The organism is Mycobacterium sp. Dal123C01, assembly GCF_052566995.1.
Genome location: NZ_CP199580.1, coordinates 5835725 through 5857059, shown reverse-complemented (window position 1 = coordinate 5857059; position 21335 = coordinate 5835725). Strand labels below are relative to the sequence as shown.

Below are 21335 nucleotides of genomic sequence, written 5' to 3'. Positions count from 1 at the left end.
AGACTGCCACGGCGGCAACGCCATCCGGCGCGGGGAACGTGCCTTTTCGGCTTCGGTACCGTTGTCGTCGTATGCACCCGGCTGCGGACCAGATGGCGATTCGGACTCGTCGACATCCTCCGGTTCGGACTCGTCGACATCCTCCGGTTCGGACTCGTCGACATCCTCCGGTTCGGACTCGTCTTCTAACGCGAAGGATTCGTCGTCTACACCGGGAAAGGGATCGCCATCCGGTCCGGCTTGCTGCGCCGGTCGCTGCGTGCGCTGGGCGGCGACCCGAGCTAGCAGGCGCGCGGCTCGGTCTTCGATTTCGTCAGTCTCATCAAATCCGTTGGTCACGTTTTGTCTCCACCTCGACTCTTGGCGACCACCACGGCGACCGCTGCAATTGCCATGCACATACCGACCACTATCAGCGCGATGTCACGCGCTCGCGTATCGGTCTTACTCGGCTCCCCAGGACCGCTAATCGATTGTCCAGCAAATGGATCCGGCATTCTTGCGGCTGGGGGCAGGTCATAACTCAAAGCGGCGACCGGGTCGATCACGCCGTAACCTGTTGCCGCGTTGGGACCCGTCTCCGGCGTCTGAGCGGTTCGTTTGATCCGCTCCATGACTTCTGCCGCTGACATCCCCGGAAAACGGGAGCGGATCAAGGCGACGAGACCCGACACCAGGGGAGCGGCAAAGCTGGTGCCGTTGACCGGCACCAGACCGCGCTGCGGATCTTGCCAGGCGTTCATGAGTCCAGAGCCGTTGGGGCTCAACGACGTCAGCTGTTCGCCAGGTGCGGCCAGGCTTACCCACGGCCCGTGCAGGGAGAAGTCACTGGGCTTTCCGTTTGGTGCGACCGCGCCGACGGTAAGCACATAATCCCGAAACCATGCCGGGCTGGCGACCGTGCGCACCGAACTCCACCCGTCGGCGAGCGGAAGGTTGGGATCGTGCGCCTCGTTCTGCGCGCTGCACAGCCCCTGCGAGCTGATGTTTCCGGCAGCGGCAACCACCACAATGTTTCGCTCGAACGCATACCGAACTGCTTGCCCGACGGCCGCGTCATCCAATCCAGCGCCGACCGGCGCACACGCCGCCTCGGAAAGATTGACCACCGTGGCGCCTAAATCCACGGCGTGGACTATCGCCAGCGCCAAAGTCCGGGTGTTTCCGTAGCCGGGCGACACCGCATTCGGGTCGCTCCGTGTCGATCCCGTTCCCCGCACCGAGTACAGGTCGCTGTTCTGGCGTATCGACAAGATGGCCGCGTCCGGCGCGACACCCGCGAAAGAGTCGTCGGGACTGGGTGCTGCGGCGATCAACCCCGCGACGAGGGTGCCGTGCGCGTCGCAGTCGACCAAACCATCGGATGACGAGACATAATCGCCGCCGGGTTCTAGCGCATGCAGCCGGGGATTGGGCGCGACGCCTGTATCGATCACCGCAACTTTTTGTCCTGCTCCGCGCGAAAACTTCCAAGCGCCGGTGTAGTTGAGCATTATGTCGGCACTGGGACGGAGCCCGAGCTGGCTGCCCGGCGACACCGTGCCAATCCCGCAGGCGGTTTTCTGCTCGGTCGGGTCCGGCGGAGCGACGGCGCCGGGAGGCGGGTCCCCCGGGGGTACCAGGGGTGGCTCGATGGCCAGTGCGGGTGCCGGCGTTAGGGCTATCCACGCGACGGACAATAGGACGGTCAGCACCGCTGCCCAGCGAATCATGCGATGCTCAATCGGCCGTAGACGCCAACCACCCACATCGCCAGCGGGATTAAAGCCGCGGTGATCATGTAGGCGAGATATGCGAGTGCCATCCTCGATCGCGCGCCCAGTCGGCCGGCCGATGCGCTCGTTCCGATACTGGCGAACACCAGGGCCGTCGTCAACAGCACACCGAACGCCACCAGCGGCATCGGTTGGTTACCACCCTGGGCCAGGGCGCAACTGAGGATGGTCAGTGCGGCAGCCGGAATCGCCAGTCCCGCCCGTTCCGCCTTGGTGTTCGGCCGTTGAACATACAGCCCCAGCGCCGCCGCGCAGCTCAACGCGAAAGTGAGGGAAGGCCATCGAATCGGGCCGGCCGAGGTCAGCACGGCCAACACCCCGAGGCCGGCGCTGACCGCCAGGCCGGTATAGAGGGCCGAACGTGTCAGCGTTTCCGACCTGACACGAGCCCAAATATCTTCCGCGCCAGGAGGTGTGACGGTATCGGTCGACTTCGGCTCGGCCGCTGGTTGCAAGGCTCGAGCGAGGCGGAGGGTCGCCCTGGGGACGGCCAGACAGCCCAGCGTCGCGACCGATGCCAGCCCGGCGCCTACCAGGTCAGCAGGTGCTCCCGCGGCACGCGCCACCAGTGCGAGTCCAGTCAGGGCGAAAGTCAACCCGAGGGCGAGATAACCCCAGTGCCCGGTGCCGATGGCGCGAAACAACGTCGCCGACAGCAGCACCATGACTACGCAACCGGTGGCCAACCCGTAGCTGCCCAGCCCCTGCAGCGCTACCCACCCAACTGCCGCCATGATCGGAAGCACCGCCCATCCCAGTGCCGCACCGATATCCGACTGCCCGTGGCAGCGGTGGGCCAGCGCCGCCACACCCGTCAGCATCAATGTCACTGCAACCGACAATCCCACGACGGCAGCACGGTTCGGCGCGAGCGCGTCAGCCAGCAGGAAATAAACCCATACGGCGGAGGCCAGATGAACACCGGCGAACGTCATCCAGCGGGACGCAGTGGCATCCCAACCGGCATGGCCGGCCTTGTTCAGGCGGGCGGCCGCATCCACGACATCGTCGTACAGCGTCGGCGCGGTTAAAGCGCGCTGCCCCGTCAGTCGCAGCAGCTCGCCGTCCGCCACGCCGCTGTCACGCAGTGTGCTACTCGACGGCAGTGGTGTCGGGCTGTCGAGGCGGCTCAGCACCCAGACATTGTGATTGGCCTCGTTGGCGAATGGGTCGTCGGCTGTATCGCGCTCGGAGTCCGCACCGACCCGTGCGAGTTTAACCAGTTCCGGAGTCAGGTTGGCGATGGGCACATCGAGCGGCAGTGTTACATCGACCTGAGTTCGGTTGCTCAGTAACGACAATCGCACGTGTTGGGATGCGGCGGAGATGACCTGGAATTCGTCTGTCTCTGATGCAGTGCTCATAGGTCGGGCATTCGGGAGAGCTGGATCACGTCGCTCTTCATCGTTCGGGAGACGAACATGCCTCGACCCGGCGGCATCAGCTGCGCCTTGTACCCGAACAACGCGCCCTCTTCCTTGGTACCGCTCATGACGAGTGCGTTACACGAGAGATCTTTGAGCCGGCCGATGATCGGGTCCATCATGGCACGCCCGGCGCCGCCGATACGCCGGGCGATCACGACACGCAGCCCGATATCCCTTGCCTGGGGGAAGTATTCGACGAGCGGGCCTAACGGGTGATTGAGTGAGCTTCCTGGGATGAGGTCGTAGTCGTCAATCAGCACGTACACATCGGGGCCTTGCCACCACGAGCGATCTTTGAGCTGCTGCTGGGTGATATCGCTGGGGGGTAGTCGGTCCTTCAACGATGCCGCCAACGCCGTCATCAGCTCCGCGCAGGCCTGCGCCGACGTGGCGTACCCCCCCAGATAATCATTCTCAACGACGCCGAGCAAGGTGCGCCGAAAGTCGACGAGGACGATCTTGCACTCGTGCGACGACGCGTTCTCCATCAGCCCCTCGGCGATGTTGCGTAGTAAGCCGGTCTTGCCGCATTCGCTGTCCCCGATTACAACCAAGTGTGGTTGAGCATCGAAATCGACTACCACGGAGGCTAATTCGGCTTCATTGATGCCGATGGGGACTTTTGCCTTTCCCGGCGCGCCTGCGCGCTTGGCGGCGTCGACGACCGCGGCGCGGTCCACACTGTGCGGGAGCATGCGCACCGGGGGAGCGTGCCGGTCACCGTAGTCCTGGCGGACCGCCTCGCAGGCGCTGGCGACCCCGGTAGGCAGATCCTCGATGTCGGAGCTGGAATCCAGGCGCGGCAACCCGACCAGGATATGCAGCCGCTGGGGGCTCATGCCGCGGCCGGGCCGGCCGATCGGAACAAGTTCGGCCCATTTACGCCCGATGTCGCTGTCGACCGGGTCGCCCATCCGCAACTCCACGCGGGTGCCGAGCATGTCTTTGACCGCCGGTCGGATTTCCATCCACCGGCTGGCGGTGACCGCGAGGTGAATTCCGTACGACAGCCCGCCGATCGCGATCCCCTGCAATGCTGGCTCGAGCATCTCGAAATCGCTTTTGATCGTGGCCCAACCGTCAACCACGAGCACCACGTCGCCGAATTTGTCATGGCTCAGTGGGTCTCGGGCAGCAACATCGGCAGGCAGCGTGGCCAGCTGAGCTTTGCGCTGCCGGAAATCGCGCATCGATTCGATCCCGAGGTCTCTAAAGCGCAATTCACGCTCTCGCAGCAGTCCGCTGATCTCGGCGACGGTTCGGCGAATGCGGTCGGCGTCCATACGCCCGGCGACGCTGCCGACGTGAGGCAGATTCGTCACGCTGCCCAGCGTGCCGCCACCGAAATCGAGGCAATAGAACTGCAATTGCTCGGGGGTGTGGGTGGCAGCCGCAGCCATGATGAGTGTGCGGATCGCCGTGGATTTGCCCGACTGCGGACCGCCGACCACCGCGACGTTGCCCTGAGCGCCGGAGAGATCCACCACTAGGGCGTCACGACGCTGGTCGTATGGGCGATCCACCACACCTATTGGCAGCCATAGCCTCCCGTTGAGATTCTGCGGATCGTTCCATGCCGGGCTGGGCAGCAGAACGTTGACCGCGGGGCTGGCCTCCAGTGGTGGCAGCCACACTTCGTGCGCAGGCCGTCCATGGCCCCGCAGCCTGCTGACGACCACGTCGAGCAGGGTGGTCTTAGTCGGTCCTGGCGGCATCTGGGGATCGGGCTCGCTGTCCATCGCGTCGCCCGGTTTATCGGGGGCGGGGTCCTTCTCGACCGGGGTGGCGGTGAACAGCTTCGGAGCCTGAGCCCCGAGTCGTGAGCGACCGGTACGCGGAGAAATGCGGGGGCTGACGTAATCGCCGGACACGTAGGACGAGTTGAAACGAATGGGCTCGTCGGCATCGCACTTCAGGAAGGCGGAGCCCGGAACGCTGGGCAAGTGGTAGGCATCGGGTACGCCGAGCACACTGCGAGACTCGCCGGCCGAGAATGTCTTGAGGCCGATCCGATACGACAAGTGAGAGTCCAGCCCTCGCAGCTTGCCCTCCTCGAGACGTTGCGATGCCAGGAGTAAGTGAATGTGCAGAGAGCGCCCGAGTCTACCGATCATGACGAACAACTCCGCGAAATCAGGTTTCTGCGAGAGCAACTCGGAGAATTCGTCTACCACGATGAACAATGCCGGCAGCGGATCCAGTTCGGCGCCGTTGGCCCTGGCACGTTGATACTCGGTGACGTTGGGGAAGTTGCCTGCCGAGCGCAGCAATTCCTGTCGCCGGTTCATCTCGCCGGCCAGCGCGTCACGCATCCGGTCGACCATCGTCAGCTCGTCTTCGAGGTTGGTGATGATCGCGGCGATGTGCGGAACGCCGTCGAGCCCGAGAAATGTTGCCCCGCCTTTGAAATCCACCAAAACCAGGTTTAACGCTTCCGGCGAGTGCGAGGTGATCATCGCCAGCACCAGCGTGCGCAGAAATTCGGACTTCCCCGACCCGGTTGCGCCGATGCACAAGCCGTGTGGACCCATACCTCCCTCGGCAGACTCCTTGATGTCCAGCTCCAGTGGGTTGCCGGAGGGCGTGTAACCGACCGGCACCCGAAGGCGGCTCCGCGGTGTGGACAGCCGCCAGACTTCGTCTGGGACGATCGCCGCTGCGTCAGGCACCTTCAACAGTGTCATCAAGCCGGGATCACTTGCACGGGAATCTGATTGGAGATCGACGATATGAGCGGCGCCACCGAGCTGGTATCGGCTGAACACACGAGCGGTGGCTACGGCTTCGTCGAGAGTGAGACGGTCCGGAGTGGCGAAACGCTCGGTGCCGGCCGCCGTGCGCGCCCCGACATCGTCATTCTCGACGACCAATTGCAGGCCTCGCCGTGACGCGGGCCCCTCTCGGGGACCGTTGAGGTCGAGCACCGTGACGCTGTCCAGACCGGCATCGGTGAGCAATCGCTCGTCACCGGTGACATAGCCGTCGTCGACGACTATGACGAGCTGCTTGACACCCTGCGTCGGCTGGGCGTTGCGGGTGAAGCGACCTCGCTCGGCGAGGTCGGATGCCAGCGAATTCTCCAAGAGTTCGAGCGACGGGAAGAGCATCCGCAAAGTGCCGCACCCGTCGCGGACAGAGGCATGTTGCACCTGCGGAAGCCACTTCAGCCAGCTCCAGCTCTCGCTGTCCGGGTCGGCGGTCACGACCGCGACCTGCAGATGGTCCGGGCCGTGAAATGCGCACAATTCCAGCACCATCGAGCGCACCAGCTGCTGGCTCAATGGACGGTCGCCTTCGAAGCTGATCGTCGGAAAGGCGCGAAGTGAGACGGCTGTCGGCAAGGCGTGCACCACTGAGTGTGTGGTCACGAAGCGCCGCAAGGCATTCGTGGACACCGGCTCCAGGTCTTCGGGTGGCCCGGTCTCAGGCGCCACCAGTCGGGTGGCCAGCCGGTGAGTTCCGACACCGACTCGCACGTGGCAGAAGTCGTGGTCGGTCGGACGACGTTCCCACATGCGACGCGTCCCGGCCACATCGATCAATGTGCGAGGGTCGGGGTGGCTCCATTCCAACGCGGCGCGCTGAGCCCCGCCGGTTTCTTCGGCGTCATCGCGCAGTCCGGCGAGATAGCTGAAGAAATCCTTGCGTTCCTCGTCGAGTTCGGCCGCAGCCTTGCCCGGTTTGCCGCCTGCGCCCATGAACATGCCTGCCACTGAGGTGACCATCATCATCGGGAAGATCAGAAACATCGGGTTGCGGCTCACGTCGCGACCGCCCACTGTGATCATCAGCGCGATCATGCCGACGCTTGCGACGAGCATCATGAGTGGCATCAGCTTGGTCAGCAAGCTTCCGGGAATGATGCGTGGTACCTCAGGTGGCGACTGGAGGGCGACTTCGCCGCCAGGCATCCGTGGCGGTGCGACGCGCAGACGTCGGACGAATCCTTGCTTAGCCAAGCGGCCTCCCCTGAATGCCTGGCCGCCCTGGCCTCACCAGCATCCAAAGGTATTGTCAAACCATATGGTTGGCGAGGAGAGGGCTTTGCCGATGACGTTGCCGTCTCATTTATCGACGTTACCGCCATCGGTACCAGAGTTGGACCCCGAATCAGACGACGAGCATGAGCTCAGCCGAATCTCGGTCCTGATCGGTGGCTTGCTGATCGACGTCGGAGTGCCCAGCCGGGTGAGTATTTCGATGATCATCACCGACGTTATCGAATTAGCCAACGATCAGTTCCGCGACTGTGCCGGCGTAGCTGGAAAGTTCGATAATCCCGAAGGCAAGTGGACTTTCGCTCACCCGACGGGCGACCCGATCGACCCGGGCCGAACGTTAGCTGCGGCCGATGTCTGCGACGGTGATCTGCTGGTCATCCAGGAGGTCGGCGCGCCCGCGTCGTCGCCGTTAGTAGACAAGCTGGACGGCCTCGCTGATTTCGATGACAACATCAGATGTCGTTTATCTGAGCAACTTTGGGTGGCAGGATGGTCCGTGGCCGGTATCGCGCTGTCGGCGGCGGCTGCGCTGTTACTTCGGGGACGAGTCCTTGCGCCCTCGGTCGCCGGCGTGCCGATTGCTGCCATGATAGTGCTATTGGTCGGATTCGGCTGCGCTGTAGCTACTTTCGTAATGCCGTTGCGATCCGGAGATCCGGGCAGATACACCTGGCTAGCGGCGGTTGCGCTGCCGTTGATTTTCGCCGGATCGCTACACATGGTGCCGGGCGCACCCGCAGTCAAGGCCCTCCCTGTTGCGCTGGCGCTGACGGCACTGATCGCGTTGTTACAGCTACTGAGCTCCGGCCGGGGCCGACCGCTCTACACCACTGTCATTGGGCTTGCGGTGTTTGGAGTCCCTGCTGCCGTGGCGCATCTGCTGCTGAATCTGAATCCACGCATCGTGGGCGCGATGTCGGCGACGATCGCGGTCATCGTCGTATACCTCGCGCCAAGGGCCACTATCCTGCTGTCTCGGTTGCCCGTGCCGCGCGTTCCGACCGCCGGCGAGCCGCTCGACAACATTGAAACGAATGGCGGCACCACGGTTGAAGGTGTCAATGCGATTGGGAAGCAGGTCATCCCTACCGAGGAGGGCATGACCGACCAAGTTCGTAGGGCTAGAGACCAGCTAACCGGGATTGTCGCCGCCGCGGCAACGTTTGCCGTCGTCGGCTCCTACTTGGCCCTAGACGTCGGCAACGGATTCTTCTGGCAGGGAACCGCTTTTGCGGTCGCCGTGGCAACGGTTTTGTGTTTGCGCGGCCGCAGTCACCACGATCTCATCCAGTCCGCCGTGCTGATCGGTGGCGGACTGTTGACTGCCTTGGCTGCTATCGTCAAGACAGCGACCTTCGTCGCCGCGTGGCAGGTCAATACTGCGGTTGCACTCGTTGCCCTGACGGCACTGTTGGTGGTCTGCGGATTGGTCGCGCCCAGTCTGGAGTTTTCCCCGGTAATGCGCCGCCGAGTCGAGATCCTGGAGTCCGTGGCGATCGGGACGGTGTTTCCGCTGGCCTGCTCGATTATTCGGCTGTACCCCTTCTTCCGAGAAATGCGACTCTGAGGCGTGATAGCCAGTACCTCTCAGCTGATTGAGTATCGGTTGCTCCGGCTGCGGTAGGTTGGCTGCCCGTTTACCCTTCGCCTGCTCACGGTGGTGAAGCTCACAAGATTTCGTGATTCCTAAGGCCCGTCGTACAACAGACATTGCACCAATCTCATTTGACACGTGCGCCCACGCAACAAACCGGTGGGGATTGGCGGCTAAAGCATGTTGAGAGTTTTATCCTCTCACGTGGTAGGCGACATGTCGTAGCGGAAGTGCTCTGCGGGTGGAAGTTTGAACCATCAGCGAGCGGATTATGAACCCGCGTTTCGCGCGGCGCTCACGTGAGATGCGACAAAGTCGTCGTTCAGGAGGGCATGGTCCGGATGATGTTGACCGTTAATTCCGTCCAGCCCGGTCTTTCACCTTCTGCTGCCTGTTCAGTGAACAGCCCAGACCCGCAGCATAACTCGTTGTCAAAGTCGGCGATGCGGCGCTGACGGGCGCGGGAACCGGTATGGGTGACATTACCATTCCTGCCGAGTTGCAGCGGGTTTCGTACCTTGTGGGCCAGAAGTGGCCGCAGGGTAGCGAGCATGGGATGTGGAGTATCGCCGACGCGTGGAACGGGTCGGCGCAGCACCTGGCGGGCGTGATCCCAACTCTGCAGCAAGTGAGTAGTCAGATACCGTCGGCGCTCTCGGGCGATACGGGAGCTGCGGTCACGCAAAGTCTCCAAGCACTGTTGTCTGGTGACAACTCGATACCGACATTGGTCACGGGCATGTCGGCGCTGGGTTCATTAGCCGAAGAGACCGGCACCCAGATCCAGTACACCAAGCTGCAGATTCTGAGTTCGTTGGCGATCGCGGCGGCCGAGATCGCCTACGCGCTGGCGATGGCTGATTGGACGTTTGGTGGGTCGCTAGCCTGGATTCCGGCGATTGAAGGAATCACGAGGGCTGCGATCCGCGTGATCGTGGCGCAGTTGATCCGGCGGCTCACCACGGCGCTCGCCGAGGCGTTGACCGAAACCGCGATCAAGAAGCTGTTTACCTCGGTGCTGCCCAAGTTGGCGGTAACCGCGGCCAAGGAAGCGGTGCGCGACACCGTGATTTCCGAAATTCAGGAGTTCGCCATCCAGGGCGCTCAGTGGGGGGACGGGCACCGTGACGGATTCGACTTCAAGCAAATCGGGGAAATCGCCCTGGCGTCCTCTGTAGGCGGCGTTGTCGGTGCCGGCTTGCACAGCCCGATGTCCAGTCTGTTGGGTGCGCCGACGTCGGTCGCGGGCAAAGTAGTCAAAGGCGCGATAACCCATTACGGCGTGGGGTTTGCGGCCAATGCAGCGGGTGCGGCGGCCACGGGCGGCGAATTCAGTGCACTGTCCCTGTTCGGTGGACCGGCCATCGGGGCCGCCTCGGGTGGGGTGCACGGTGCCGTCGACCACGCTCATCCTTCGGGCGGGGGATCGCACGGCGGAGACGAGAAAGCCAACGGCGACGACGATCTGGCCACCCTCAACGGCGACCCCGATAAGGGCCCGAAAGCCGATCCCGCGCTTGACGATGACGACTTCAACGGCGATAGAACAAAGCTGTCCGATGTGCCGCTCGATGAGGACGATCGCGATACCGAGTCTGTGTCCGATGACACGGACTGGGGCAGCGACGCCGCAACTTTGAACAATGTGCCGGTCGCTGGCCGCGGCGGCGCGACGACTGCGGTGGCTGAGGATGGCGGCGGCCAAGAGTCGCCCGCTGGTGGTGATGGTTTTCAGATCGTGCCGGTCGCTGGCCGCGGCGGTGCAACGACGTCGGCGGCTGCGGAAGGCACGGGCAGCCAGCAGGTCACCGGTGGTGATGGCGCATCGCAGACCGCCCCGGTTACCAGCGCGGTGGGTGGTGAAGCGTCGGCGAATCTGCTTGGCGCGTCAAGCGGGTCGCAATCCATTGTCAACGATTCGTTGGTCGGCCCGAACGGAGTGGCGTCGCACCATGGTGTGCCGAACGTGCGGCCAGCTGAGGGGCCGCCGAACGCGGGGGAGCCTGCGGCACCGGCGGCTGTTCGCAATGCCTCCTCGTCGGGTTCGTCGACAAGCACGACGCGCACGGCCACCGACGAGCTGAACACCACGTCAGCGATTTCGGAGCCATCACAACGGACGTCTTTGTCGGGGAATGCTTCTGGGGTGCGTAGCACAAACACCGTGGGTGTGCCGACTGCTCGTAGTGCGCTCACGGTGCCATCCAGAGCCGGAGATCGCGGCAGTTCGGCTGGAAGCTCCGAGGAATTTAGTGCGCCTGCCACACAGTTCAAATCGGAGCAGTTATTGGTGCCGGATAAGGGCATCAGTGGTGATCCGCTTCTGCCGCACGCTGACACAAATCCCGGTGATCACATCACGGATCATGAAGGCCGTGAACAGGACTCGCGCCGCGATGGGATCGGCCAAGCGGTAGCCGAAACGATCGATCCGGACGATCATGGGTTGCCGCGGGTGGAGACAACGATTGAGCAGATCCGGCCCTGGCTGAGTCAGATCAACGTCGATGTCCATGGCGGTGATAGCAGGTCCCGAATGTTCAATTGCGGGCAGGCCACGATCGCGGTTTTTGATCGCCTGTCGGGTCGTGCGGGCTTTCAGACCGCGGCCCCCCTCGAGGGGATCTGGAAGAACCAGTTACAGGGCGTGACGGGTTTTGCGCCGCATCGTTCGTCGTTGGAGGGGATCGAGGCACTACTGCGAGGTCAGGGTTCCGGTGCGCACGCGGTGGTGTTCGTTGCGCGACGCGGGCCCAATGGCAAATCGTCAGCGCACGCCTTCAACGCGTTCTTTGACGGCGCAGAGGTGTATGCCCTCGACGGGCGGGATAACTCAATTCAGCCCTGGCCGCCCAACTTCGATGCCGGTGACTATAAGGCAGTTGAATGGAGCGTCTACGCACCCTCGGATCTCATTCCACCGCAACATCTCCCGGAGCGGTGGGAGTCGGAGCTGCATGCGTCACCGGACGACTTTCCGCTCACCGACCTTGCCCACGGAACACACGATCCGAGCGACAACGCGCCGACCCAAAATGACGGGGAGTCCGCCGAAAGGCAGTTGGTGCGGGTACCTGGCGGTGGATGGTGTTTGTTGCATGCGGTTTTGGTGAGCACTCCGCCGCAATACTGGCCGGATATGGGATCTTCGATTGATGCGCGCACCCAGCATGCGGCCGTCGTCGAGCAGATGACCGCCCGTGCCGCTGACGGTCCCGGCACGGGCGGCGGTGCCCTCGGGCAGGCCGCACACGCCTTGCATCAAAGCGTCTTGCAGTGGGTAAGTGGCGTCGATGCGACCCAGCTGCCGACCGATGTTGTCGAGTCCTATCGGCAAAGCCAAGAACAGATGGACGAACTTGAGCGGGACTTGCCGTCCTTGACGGAAGACGAATTGCTGGAGCGGTTAAACGACGCCGGCGTTACCGAGGCTCATGAGCGCTGGATGTCCCCACAGGTGTCGCGACAGCGCTACATCGAGGCGCGAGTCCGGGAACTGACGCGCAGGAGTGACGGGTCGACGGGTGCATCTCTCATGTCAGAGCAACACGCACGTGCACTCGGCGAATCCGAGGTGAACCTGAAGGATCAGGCAAAGGGCTGGGAACTGGACGGCGAAGCGCTCGGCCCGTCGGATCAGTTCAGGTACTTGCAAGCCCATAACGAATTGCCGCCGTTGCGCCAGTTAGATATTGACGGATTGCAAACCGCTGTCAGGGAGACCAATGCCCGCCGACCGCTGACGGCCGATGAGCATCGGAAACTGATTACTGCCGTGCGAAATTGGCAATCGGACACACGCGGTTGGAACACCAGCTACGGCGAGACATTTCCGGCCTTGGTGGCCCATGCCCTCGGCATACGGCTTCACAACGTGCGGACTCCAGGTGTGCGCGATGTGGGACCCGCAGGCAGCGACCGAGTAGTCGGGATCTTCTACAACGGTCGCGATCACTACGACGGTGCTATCGAGCCACCCCATGCCGAAACGCAACACGGCACGACTTCGTCCCGCCCGGAACAGTCGACGCCGGCCCCCGCCCGCGATCGTGACGCCGCGATGAAGCCGCACGCACCAGCTGACCCGCCCGGTGAGAGTGGCGACGCCTCGGTCCGAGCGAGGCAAGACCGGTACACCAAGGCGCTGAATGACTTGAAAAGCGTTCTGGCCCAGGGTGAACTGGACCGCCTCGGCCCTGCTACGGCCGAGGCAGCCGCTGCGAACCGCGACCTCCGCCAGTTGCGGCCAGAACCGGCGACGGTAGACCACGATGGGAGTGGCCCACCTGATCCACAGATCCCGGAGCGGATCGGCCCGAAAATGCTGATTGGCGGCCTCGACGTAATGGAAAGGTTCGAGTCAGAAGAGGGAGATGCAGCCTTTAAGTTCGTCGAAGGCCTGGTGCGGAGCAAGGGGGGCGACGAGGTATGGGACGCCAATAGACAACGAATCGAGGCGCTGCTTTCCGATAATGCGCTGCGGCCGCAGGCCGCCGGCATGCTGAGAGGCGGGCGCACGGTCAAGGTTGAGGTCGATTTGGGGAACGGACGTTTCCTTACGGTTGAGCTTGAACTGAGCGGCGAACAGTCGTACCTGGTGTTCAAGGAACCGGTGACGGGTGCGGGAGAGGACTTCGAGCATACTTCGGACAACACCCAGACCGCGGTCAAGACCAAAGGTGGTATCGGGCGCTATTTCTTCTTTTTGAGAGGAAGTTGGACCGGCCGCGCAGCATCCGATTCCGCGACGTTTGGCCTCGAGTATGTGGCCGATCGGCAACGGTCCAACCTCTACGCTGACCGCCAGGTCAGTGGCACGTTAACCCTTAGAGAGCCCGCCACCCGATTTCACGGAGGGATTCACGCCACAATCACTTCCCGATTGACTGGGGATTCGGAAACGACTGAGCGCCCGGCTCGCAGCATCACCTACCACACGGAGGTGGTCGTTCCCACCCGAGATGTCAACGACCGTGGGGAGGGCGATCTCGGCAGCCCATTCGGGGTGGCGACCACCGGGAGGCTGAACGGTTCCGATGTCGTGACGAACTTATGGTTGCTGCAGGACCAGGGTGGGACGGTGACTCCGAATCGGGCGAGCACCGATCTGTCCCGGTCAGACGGCGCCCATTCCGGTCGGTCAATCCAACTTTCGCCCCGGAAGCCACCGGTAGCGACGGTCCAGGATTTTGTCAGAAGTCCGGGTATAGCGGCGGCGTTCAAAAAGGCCTACCCCGACTCAGCGGACCAGGCGATGAGCGAAGTCGTGGACAAGCTCGATCCCGCGGACTTGCAGGCTCACCTGCACGGTATGACCAATGGGCAGCCGCGGGAATACCGGCTCACAAATGGTGGTCGCGTCCAGGTCTTTGCGTCGATCGAGCCGATTGACAGGGATCGTGTGGGCCAGATGATGCGCAAGACCGGCACGCTGATCGGACCGGAGTTTCACTACGGCAGCGAGCTTGATACCTCACAGGTACGCCGCAAGCAGCGGGGCTTGAATGTGGAGATCCCGACTCCGGGCAGGTTTCGGGGTCAGGACACCTCCGCTGAATTCGTCGGTGGCGTGGACTCAGTATTGTTCCGCGGAAAGACAATCCGCAGCGTGACGAATAGCGTCCAGTATCGCTGGCGTAACACCCTCAAGCATCCGACGGCTGGTGAAGCCTGGCGCGGACAGGCTCGCTTGCTGTTCGTCATGCATCCATCGCCCCCGAAGAAACTCGGCACAGCCTTGCTGTGGAGATCGAGTGAAGGGCGGCCGCCCAACCACGATGCCGGGCAGGCAAAGGCGCTCGTTGACAGCACGACTGCGACCACGAGTCATGACCCGCAACCCGCAACACGCGATAAGAAGCCCATCGACGCAGCGCAGGCGGAAGTGCCGGTGCCACAAAGTCTCCAGGAACGGCTCAAAGCCAGTTTTGAATATGAATGGCACAAGAGGATCAGCATGCCGCTAAACGAGCGTGCGAGGGCTGAAGCAAGTTTCAAAGGTGCGGTTTACGAGGGACGCGCCGAGTTCGACGTGCTGGTGGAAAAGCAGGGCCCGCCAGAGAAATACATGAATGGCATCGTGTGGAGGCCACCGCGGGGGATCTGGGGCCCCCGTCCGCCGGTCGAGCGAAACTCGATAACGCAGCGGAAGATCTGGGACCCCCGCGCCCTCGCTAAGCGCAGCTCGGATGCCGGCCACCGTGCACAGCGGGCACTGATCCTGCGCGGTTCACAGGATGCGCTTTTGACTGGTTTGGGCAGCATGTATCGGGTTACCAACGTAGATCTGCACGGTTTCCAAGGCATGGTCGACGCCATGGGTCGCCAAGCGTATGGCGGCGCAAAGTGGAACGGGATCCGCAGGGACGGCTCGTCGCTCCGCGGCGACGCCGCATCCTGGTACCACCTCAACCGAGTACGCGGTGCACTACCCGCAATGACTCAGCAGCGCGCCCTGACGCACAGAGGGACCAAAGCCTCGTTCGTAGCCAACATCCATGAGCTCACCTACCTCAGGGACTTCGTCCCACTGTCGAGCCCAGGCACCGAACTCACCACGGGTTATGCGAATACGGCTTTTCGCGACAAGCAGAACCATGGACATGGCTCCCTTGGAGAAGACGGCGAAACCTTGCTGGGTGAAGGGATTTTCGGGCTGGATCAGAGCAAACGAGTCGGCGACGAACTCCGCGCGGAGCAACGCGAGAGTGTGGTTACCAAGTTTGACCAGCGGATGGCGGAGTACTCGGGCTGGGTGCGCATAGACGGCACCATTGAGGGCTCGATGCGCTTTGGCTCGAAGCGCACGGTGCACGAATCAGGTTTGTTCCCAATCCAAATCGCGATCCCGTACACCGAACTGGCGGCCCAAGCGCAAAACCCCCACGACTTGCCACCCACCTTCAGACGCGACTGGCCCGACGGATACTTTGGGAAGCCCCCGGACGCCGACCCCGTCGAACACAAATCGGACGCGCCGCTCGCGGAGCCCGACGAACCCGCGGTACCCGAAGACGAGGCGCCCTGGCTGCCGGATTCCTTGACCAGGTCCGGCACGGAGAATTCGCTTTCCTCAACCAGGCGTGGCTCACTGAGCTCGTTCTTTCGCCTTCGCTCGTCGAGCACATCGTTCCCCCGACAGAGCTTCTTTCGCGCGGAGGAATCGCCTCGCTCGAGTTTGCCGGGGGAGAGCCTTCACGGACCTAGTTCCGCCGACGCTCCGGTCGACAGCCCCATCTATGACGAACCGGACAGTATCGAGTTGGCGAGTCCAGACGACGTGACCCACGGTGCCGAGTCGCCGGTCGTCGGACTACGGACGCGGACATCATCGTTAGTTCCGAATACAGCACTGGAAACCCTCCCGGAAGGGGTTCAGGTCGCCTCATTTGCCGAACCGGTCGATGATAGGACAGCCCCCGCTGCGAGCAGCACCGACGACGGCATCGGGCCGTCCGACCGCCGCTACGCCACACCCTTGCCGCCCGCCGGACCCGCGTCCCCAACTGGCACAGGGAGATTGGCTCGCCTTAGGGGAATCCTGGCTCCCCTGCTAACGTCTGGCCACGCTCCGGATGGGCAGACTTCCAAGCGGTATGGTTCCGCCGACCCCCAAACTCACAGCCCGGACAGCGACGGGGATGACAGCGAGGTCGAAAGCTCAGTCTCTGGAAGAGACACCCCAAGCCCCACACGCGTGAGTCGGCAGGTGACCTTCGAGCGTTCAGGGTCCGACTCGCCGTCTTCCCTAGCTGCGACCAGACGGGCCACGTCCCCGGAAACGGGTCTTATGAGACGTCTCTTCCAACGGCAAATGTCTGACCCGTCTTTGAGGGAGTTGAGCACCACGGAACACGGGAGCAGTGAGACCGCGAGCCCAGTCGCCGGCCCACGTAGGAAGGTCTCGCGCATCGGAGTGCCCCCGCCGAGCCCGGCCGCTGTAACGGGCACCACGACCGCCGCAGGCCCAAGCCGACGAGCGACGCTCGATTTGGAAATCGCTCTCCGAGAACAGCAACCATCGTTTGCCGCCCAAGGTGAGATGCTCCTCAAGGTTGCGGCTCTGCCAGGTAGAGAGGCCGACACGGACCTCAAACCGGACTGGCAGAAAAGCGAAGAGCCGAAGGATCCCCCGAGCCCGCCAAAGCATGCAGCATTGCCCAGCGGGCACCCCTACGACATGCTGATCGGTCTCGACCCGCTCACTGCCTTGTCGGATGCGATCCACGACGACCTCCGCGGGGTGCTCCGCTACGCGTCTGAAACTGATGTAGATGGCTTGTCCGATGCTTTCGGCGATCGGGTGTTGCTCCCTCGGGCTACTCACCAGTTTGGCCAGGAATGGTCGCATCGGATCTCGGTGTTGGGCGGCGCCGGCCACATCACTGTCAAGGTCCGGCTGGTGCGCGACGAACAAGCCAAATACGTGGGCCAGTCCGCGAAGTTCGATTCCGATGTGACGACTGACCCGCGCTTTGCCTCCGCGCATAGTCAACGCGACGTGCTGTCCAGGGTGGTCGGCGGCCGCCTAGCGGCGCCCGTCCCGCACGGCACGGTAAGCGCCCAGCTCACTCACAGCCACTCGACGGATCTGCCTTATCGCCTCCGCGACCCGAAGTCCTCCCAAAAGCGTTCAGCCGCTTCCAATGTCGCCGTCACGCAAGAGGTGCGCGAGCCAGGAAGAGCCAGGATGATCGACCTGCACGAACTGTTCCGGCACCCGGTGGTGGCTCACATAAGCTATGAAAAGCATGGTGCCGCACGCGCTTTGACTGACATTCCGAAAGAGCCGCAACCGGTTCGGCTCACCGGTGTCTTCTCCTACCCTGCTCACACAGACATCAGTGCCGACACAGTGCCCGACCAAGGTGGCCACCACGGCGGCGATCAGCGCACGCGGCCGGACCTACGACTCCGGCCCGAGCAGTTGGTCGTCAAGATCCGACCGCATCAGGGGGCGGCTCCGGTCGCCGTCGATGCCGCGGCGACTACCGGCGGACCGACTCCCAAAGAGGACCTCATCGCCAATCATGTCCTTGGTGCCATGTCCAAGGATGGCATCGCGGTCTTCGACGACAAATGGCCCAGCGTCCGCAGCGAAATTGCCGAGCACCTCCAGACGAATTCCTTGCAGGGAAAGCTCCGCAATTACGCCGACGGCGATGTCACACGAGTTGCTCTAAAGTCGTTGCCGGGGGGCGAGATAACGTTCCGCGGCCGTATTGACGCAATGGTCCCCGTAGCAGACAAGGCCCAAGCGGACTTGTTCACCGGCCATCAGCAGGCCCTGAGCGTCAACAATTCCAATATCACGAATAGTCACTACCGTGCTTACCTGCAAGGGCTGTTCAGCGCATTGCCCGGCGCCCCTGTCAACATCTCATTGCTGGGTCGTTTGTCGGGCGGCCTCGGCAACGAAACGGTCGACGTTCACACGCAGGCCACCGGGACCGGACTAACCCTGCGCGAGGTCGGTCCCCCGAAAGCTCACGTCGGAACCGCCACCATCGAGGCAACCATGACGCGGGCAACCGTCCCCAAGGGTCGTTCCGCGACTACCGAGGCCCAGATCGACTTCATGACTCGCGAGCCGCAGCGAAACGTTCGCGAGAATATGGGCACGCTCGGCGATCACCCGAAGCTCAGCCACGACACCATCGTCGGGAAGATTGCCGGTGGCGATAATTTCCGTACCCACGCAGCGGAGAATCTACCAAAACAGTTGAGCCACAAGATAAAGCAAGAGATCGAATTCCGTCTGGACAAATTCTTCGGCGACTCTCTGATCGGCGGCAATATCGCGAAGATGATTCGCAAAGAAACAAATCTTCTGGAGTATGGAAGCTGGCGTATCACGGGGCACGCGGACGTTACGGACCTCGCCTCTCCGAAGATCGCAGACAAGGGCGCCAGCCCCAACGTCTATAACGAAATTTCCCGGGGGCAAAGCCGAGGCACTAGCAGTTCCCGCGAAGTCGGCACGCGGTTCGAGTTCGGCCCGCGTTGGGGCGGTTCGAACAGCGGCAGCCTCCTCTTCGGCCTAGGTGCCATGGGTCAGCGGAATACCGGCAAGAGCTTCGGCCAATCTTCACGAGTGACGGCAAACGGGAAAAGCCTGCGGCCGTATGTCGTATACGACGGCACCGTCAGCATCACCTTGACTGTGCACGTCGGCGGCACTGCGCACACTCTGCCCGCATCGAAGGTGAGCGCCCCGATCCTGATTCCCGATTCGGAGGTTCAGTCCGCCAAACCCGCGACCAAGCCGTCGCAGGTCACCGCACCCGGCGTGACGACATCACTGCCTGAGCCAACCGTCGACACCGCTGCAGACCCCCACGCCGGCGCGCGGCTGTTGACGCAGGAGTGGGGGCAGGACGACTGGATGGCCAACACAATCAATGCAGCGGAAGCAGCGGCGGGTCTACCCGTCGCCGGCATTGCAGCTAGCCCGCCCTCGCGGGCGCCGTTGACCGGTCCAACGCCGCAGGCGCCCAGTGTCGGCACGACAGGTCGTGCGCAGCCATCAGCGCGACCGCCGACCGTGCACGTCGTCCACACCACCGAGGGCACGTCGAGGTCGAATGACGTCATCTTCCAGCGAATGACGCGTGCAATGCGTGCGCTCGTGTCAGGTCTTGACGGTCGGCCGCGGCAGAACGATGCCGGCAATTCCACGGCGGATTCTCGACCGCCTGCCGAAGAGGCTGATTCAGGTGGCACTAGGGACGCCGCCGTGCAGCCGGGTGCGCTACCACCGTCGTTAGGTCACGAAATCCCGTGGCTGGATGATCAGTGGGGGGCCGACACAATGGGTGCAACGGACGCGGCAGCGATGCGGATAGCCGGCCAGCGCGACGAGACGGGGCGTCGTTCTCAGCGCTAGTGATTCCTCACGGAGAGTGGTGATTTGTCTAGTCAAGGTCGTCGCTTGCCAAAGCGCCGCGCAGCCTCGACGCATAGCGCGCCGCGAATGCGAACGCCGCCTCGCCAGGCGGCCCTGACGGCTCCGCCTCCGTCACACGGTCATCGGCGACGAGGAAAACCGTTTCGCCGGAGGCGGTCTCACCTTCGGCTACCGGAATGGAGACTCGCCAGCCAGCGTCCATGCGTGTCGCGACAAGACGGCTTATCGGATGGTCGGGGCTGTTGATCGCGTTGGCACGGCAGTACTCCGCGACGGTCTGCTTGGCGGCCTCTGCGTCGATGGGCACATGGGCAGGGAGCAACACACCCGCCGAGTCGAGTTGAGCCAGAGCTTCGGCGATGTCGAACTCGGCGCGGGTTCGGTGCGGAAGTAATCGGTCGAGATACGACAGCGAGGAAATCCGCGCCTCGGCGGCATGTACGAATTCCCCGGCTGCCGAGGCAACCTCACTCCGCTCGGCCATCCCGGCGGCGGTCAACACATCGACAATCAGGTCGGCCGTACTGTTGTCGGTCCACACGTCGGGCATCGCAGGGACGATCTCGTCGGCCGCGCTCCACGGCTGAGGCCGCTCAGTGATCTCGGCCCGATACCAATGGTGCCCGTCCCACCAGTAGCAGAAGGACAACAGCCCGGACCAGGCGCGCTCGTCGAGATACAAATTATGGATCCAGCGCGGTGCGCCCCGGTACAGCTGAGGAAACTCGATCGCACCCCGATACGCCGCCTTGAGAAGCACTGAATCGTCGGCGCCACCAGACAATACCGCCCGGCCGTCCGGCAGACGAGCGAGCGTGCTGGCACCGCTGTCGCTGCGGTACACGCAATACGCGCCGTCGGTGCGCGCTCCGCCCGGGGCGTCAGAACCGCGGCATACCGCTGCCAGTGCGGCCAACCGCGACCACAGAGCGGGCAGCGGAGGGACCTCATCATCGGCCTGCCGCGGCACCGTGGCCGCGGTGACTCGGTTGGCGGCGTCGGCTGCCGCTTGAGCCGCAGTGCGCAGCTGCAGACCCTCGTCAACGATGTACGCCATCAACCAGAGCGCAATGTCGGCGCGCGGGTACTGCTCCAGATCGGCGAGATACGCCTTACCGGATAGCTGATGTCCCTGCGGGATCGCCACGTCGCCGTAGTCGAGTCCAAGCTGCAACCTGCCGTTGCGGTCGACGTCAAGCAGCAGTCTCAGCCACGGGCCTCGTTCGTCCATTGTCAGTTCACGATGCGCCCGCGCTCGCTCCACTGCCCCGATCTCGACCGGCACCCACGCGACGCCGTCGGGGGTGTCGGCAACCACATCGACGATCTCTTCGTTACCGGCAATGCTGAACACGGCATGCAGACCAGAGGAATCAGGCGGCGCATTCTCGGCGAGCATGCGGACGATTTCCTCCACCAACACCAGAGAGTCCGCTGACTCTGCCGCCACACCAGGCGGTTTCAACTGCGACTCTGACCCTCCTTGGTCGGGCGTGGTTCCTCCCATGAACACCTCCGTCAGACGCCAGTGGCAAAACGGTTCGGCCATCCAGACATGAATCACTGACTCGCTGCCCAACGGCCGGGAACTTCAAAGGTTTTCGGCTCGAGTTTTTGATTTGCGCCAGGAGC

The 21335-nt window shown here is 63.2% G+C and carries 6 protein-coding genes; 2 read left to right on the top strand and 4 right to left on the bottom strand.

The genetic code is table 11. From position 1 onward, the window contains the following. Positions 1–335: 335 nt before the first annotated feature. Genes mycP through eccCa form a run of 3 tightly spaced genes read right to left on the bottom strand, consistent with a single transcriptional unit; the run spans position 336 to position 7161 of the window. Positions 336–1712, bottom strand: coding sequence for a type VII secretion-associated serine protease mycosin (gene mycP / locus ACTXG5_RS27295; RefSeq protein WP_445161746.1), 1377 nt, complete (start codon positions 1710–1712; stop codon positions 336–338). After that, positions 1709–3139: a type VII secretion integral membrane protein EccD gene (gene eccD / locus ACTXG5_RS27290; protein ID WP_445161745.1), complete on the bottom strand. Its 1431-nt coding sequence runs from the start codon at positions 3137–3139 to the stop codon at positions 1709–1711. Before eccD (ACTXG5_RS27290) ends, mycP begins: the two co-directional genes overlap by 4 nt. Continuing rightward, entirely contained in the window at positions 3136–7161 is a 4026-nt protein-coding gene (eccCa, locus tag ACTXG5_RS27285) for a type VII secretion protein EccCa (RefSeq protein ID WP_445161744.1), read from the bottom strand. The genes eccD (ACTXG5_RS27290) and eccCa overlap by 4 nt, the downstream gene beginning before the upstream one ends. 91 nt (positions 7162–7252) lie before the next feature. Here eccCa and eccD (ACTXG5_RS27280) point away from each other — a divergent pair, with 91 nt between their 5' ends. Next, the gene (eccD, locus tag ACTXG5_RS27280) at positions 7253–8770 is read left to right on the top strand and encodes a type VII secretion integral membrane protein EccD (RefSeq protein ID WP_445161743.1); all 1518 of its coding nucleotides are present in this window, start codon (positions 7253–7255) and stop codon (positions 8768–8770) included. Positions 8771–9269: 499 nt separating this feature from the next. Then, complete coding sequence (locus ACTXG5_RS27275) at positions 9270–19682, top strand: WXG100-like domain-containing protein (RefSeq protein ID WP_445161742.1); 10413 nt, start codon at positions 9270–9272, stop codon at positions 19680–19682. Between the two features lie 28 nt (positions 19683–19710). Here the strand turns inward: ACTXG5_RS27275 and ACTXG5_RS27270 are convergent, their stop codons facing one another. Then, positions 19711–21210, bottom strand: coding sequence for a hypothetical protein (locus ACTXG5_RS27270; RefSeq protein WP_445161741.1), 1500 nt, complete (start codon positions 21208–21210; stop codon positions 19711–19713). Between the last annotated feature and the right edge of the window lie 125 nt (positions 21211–21335).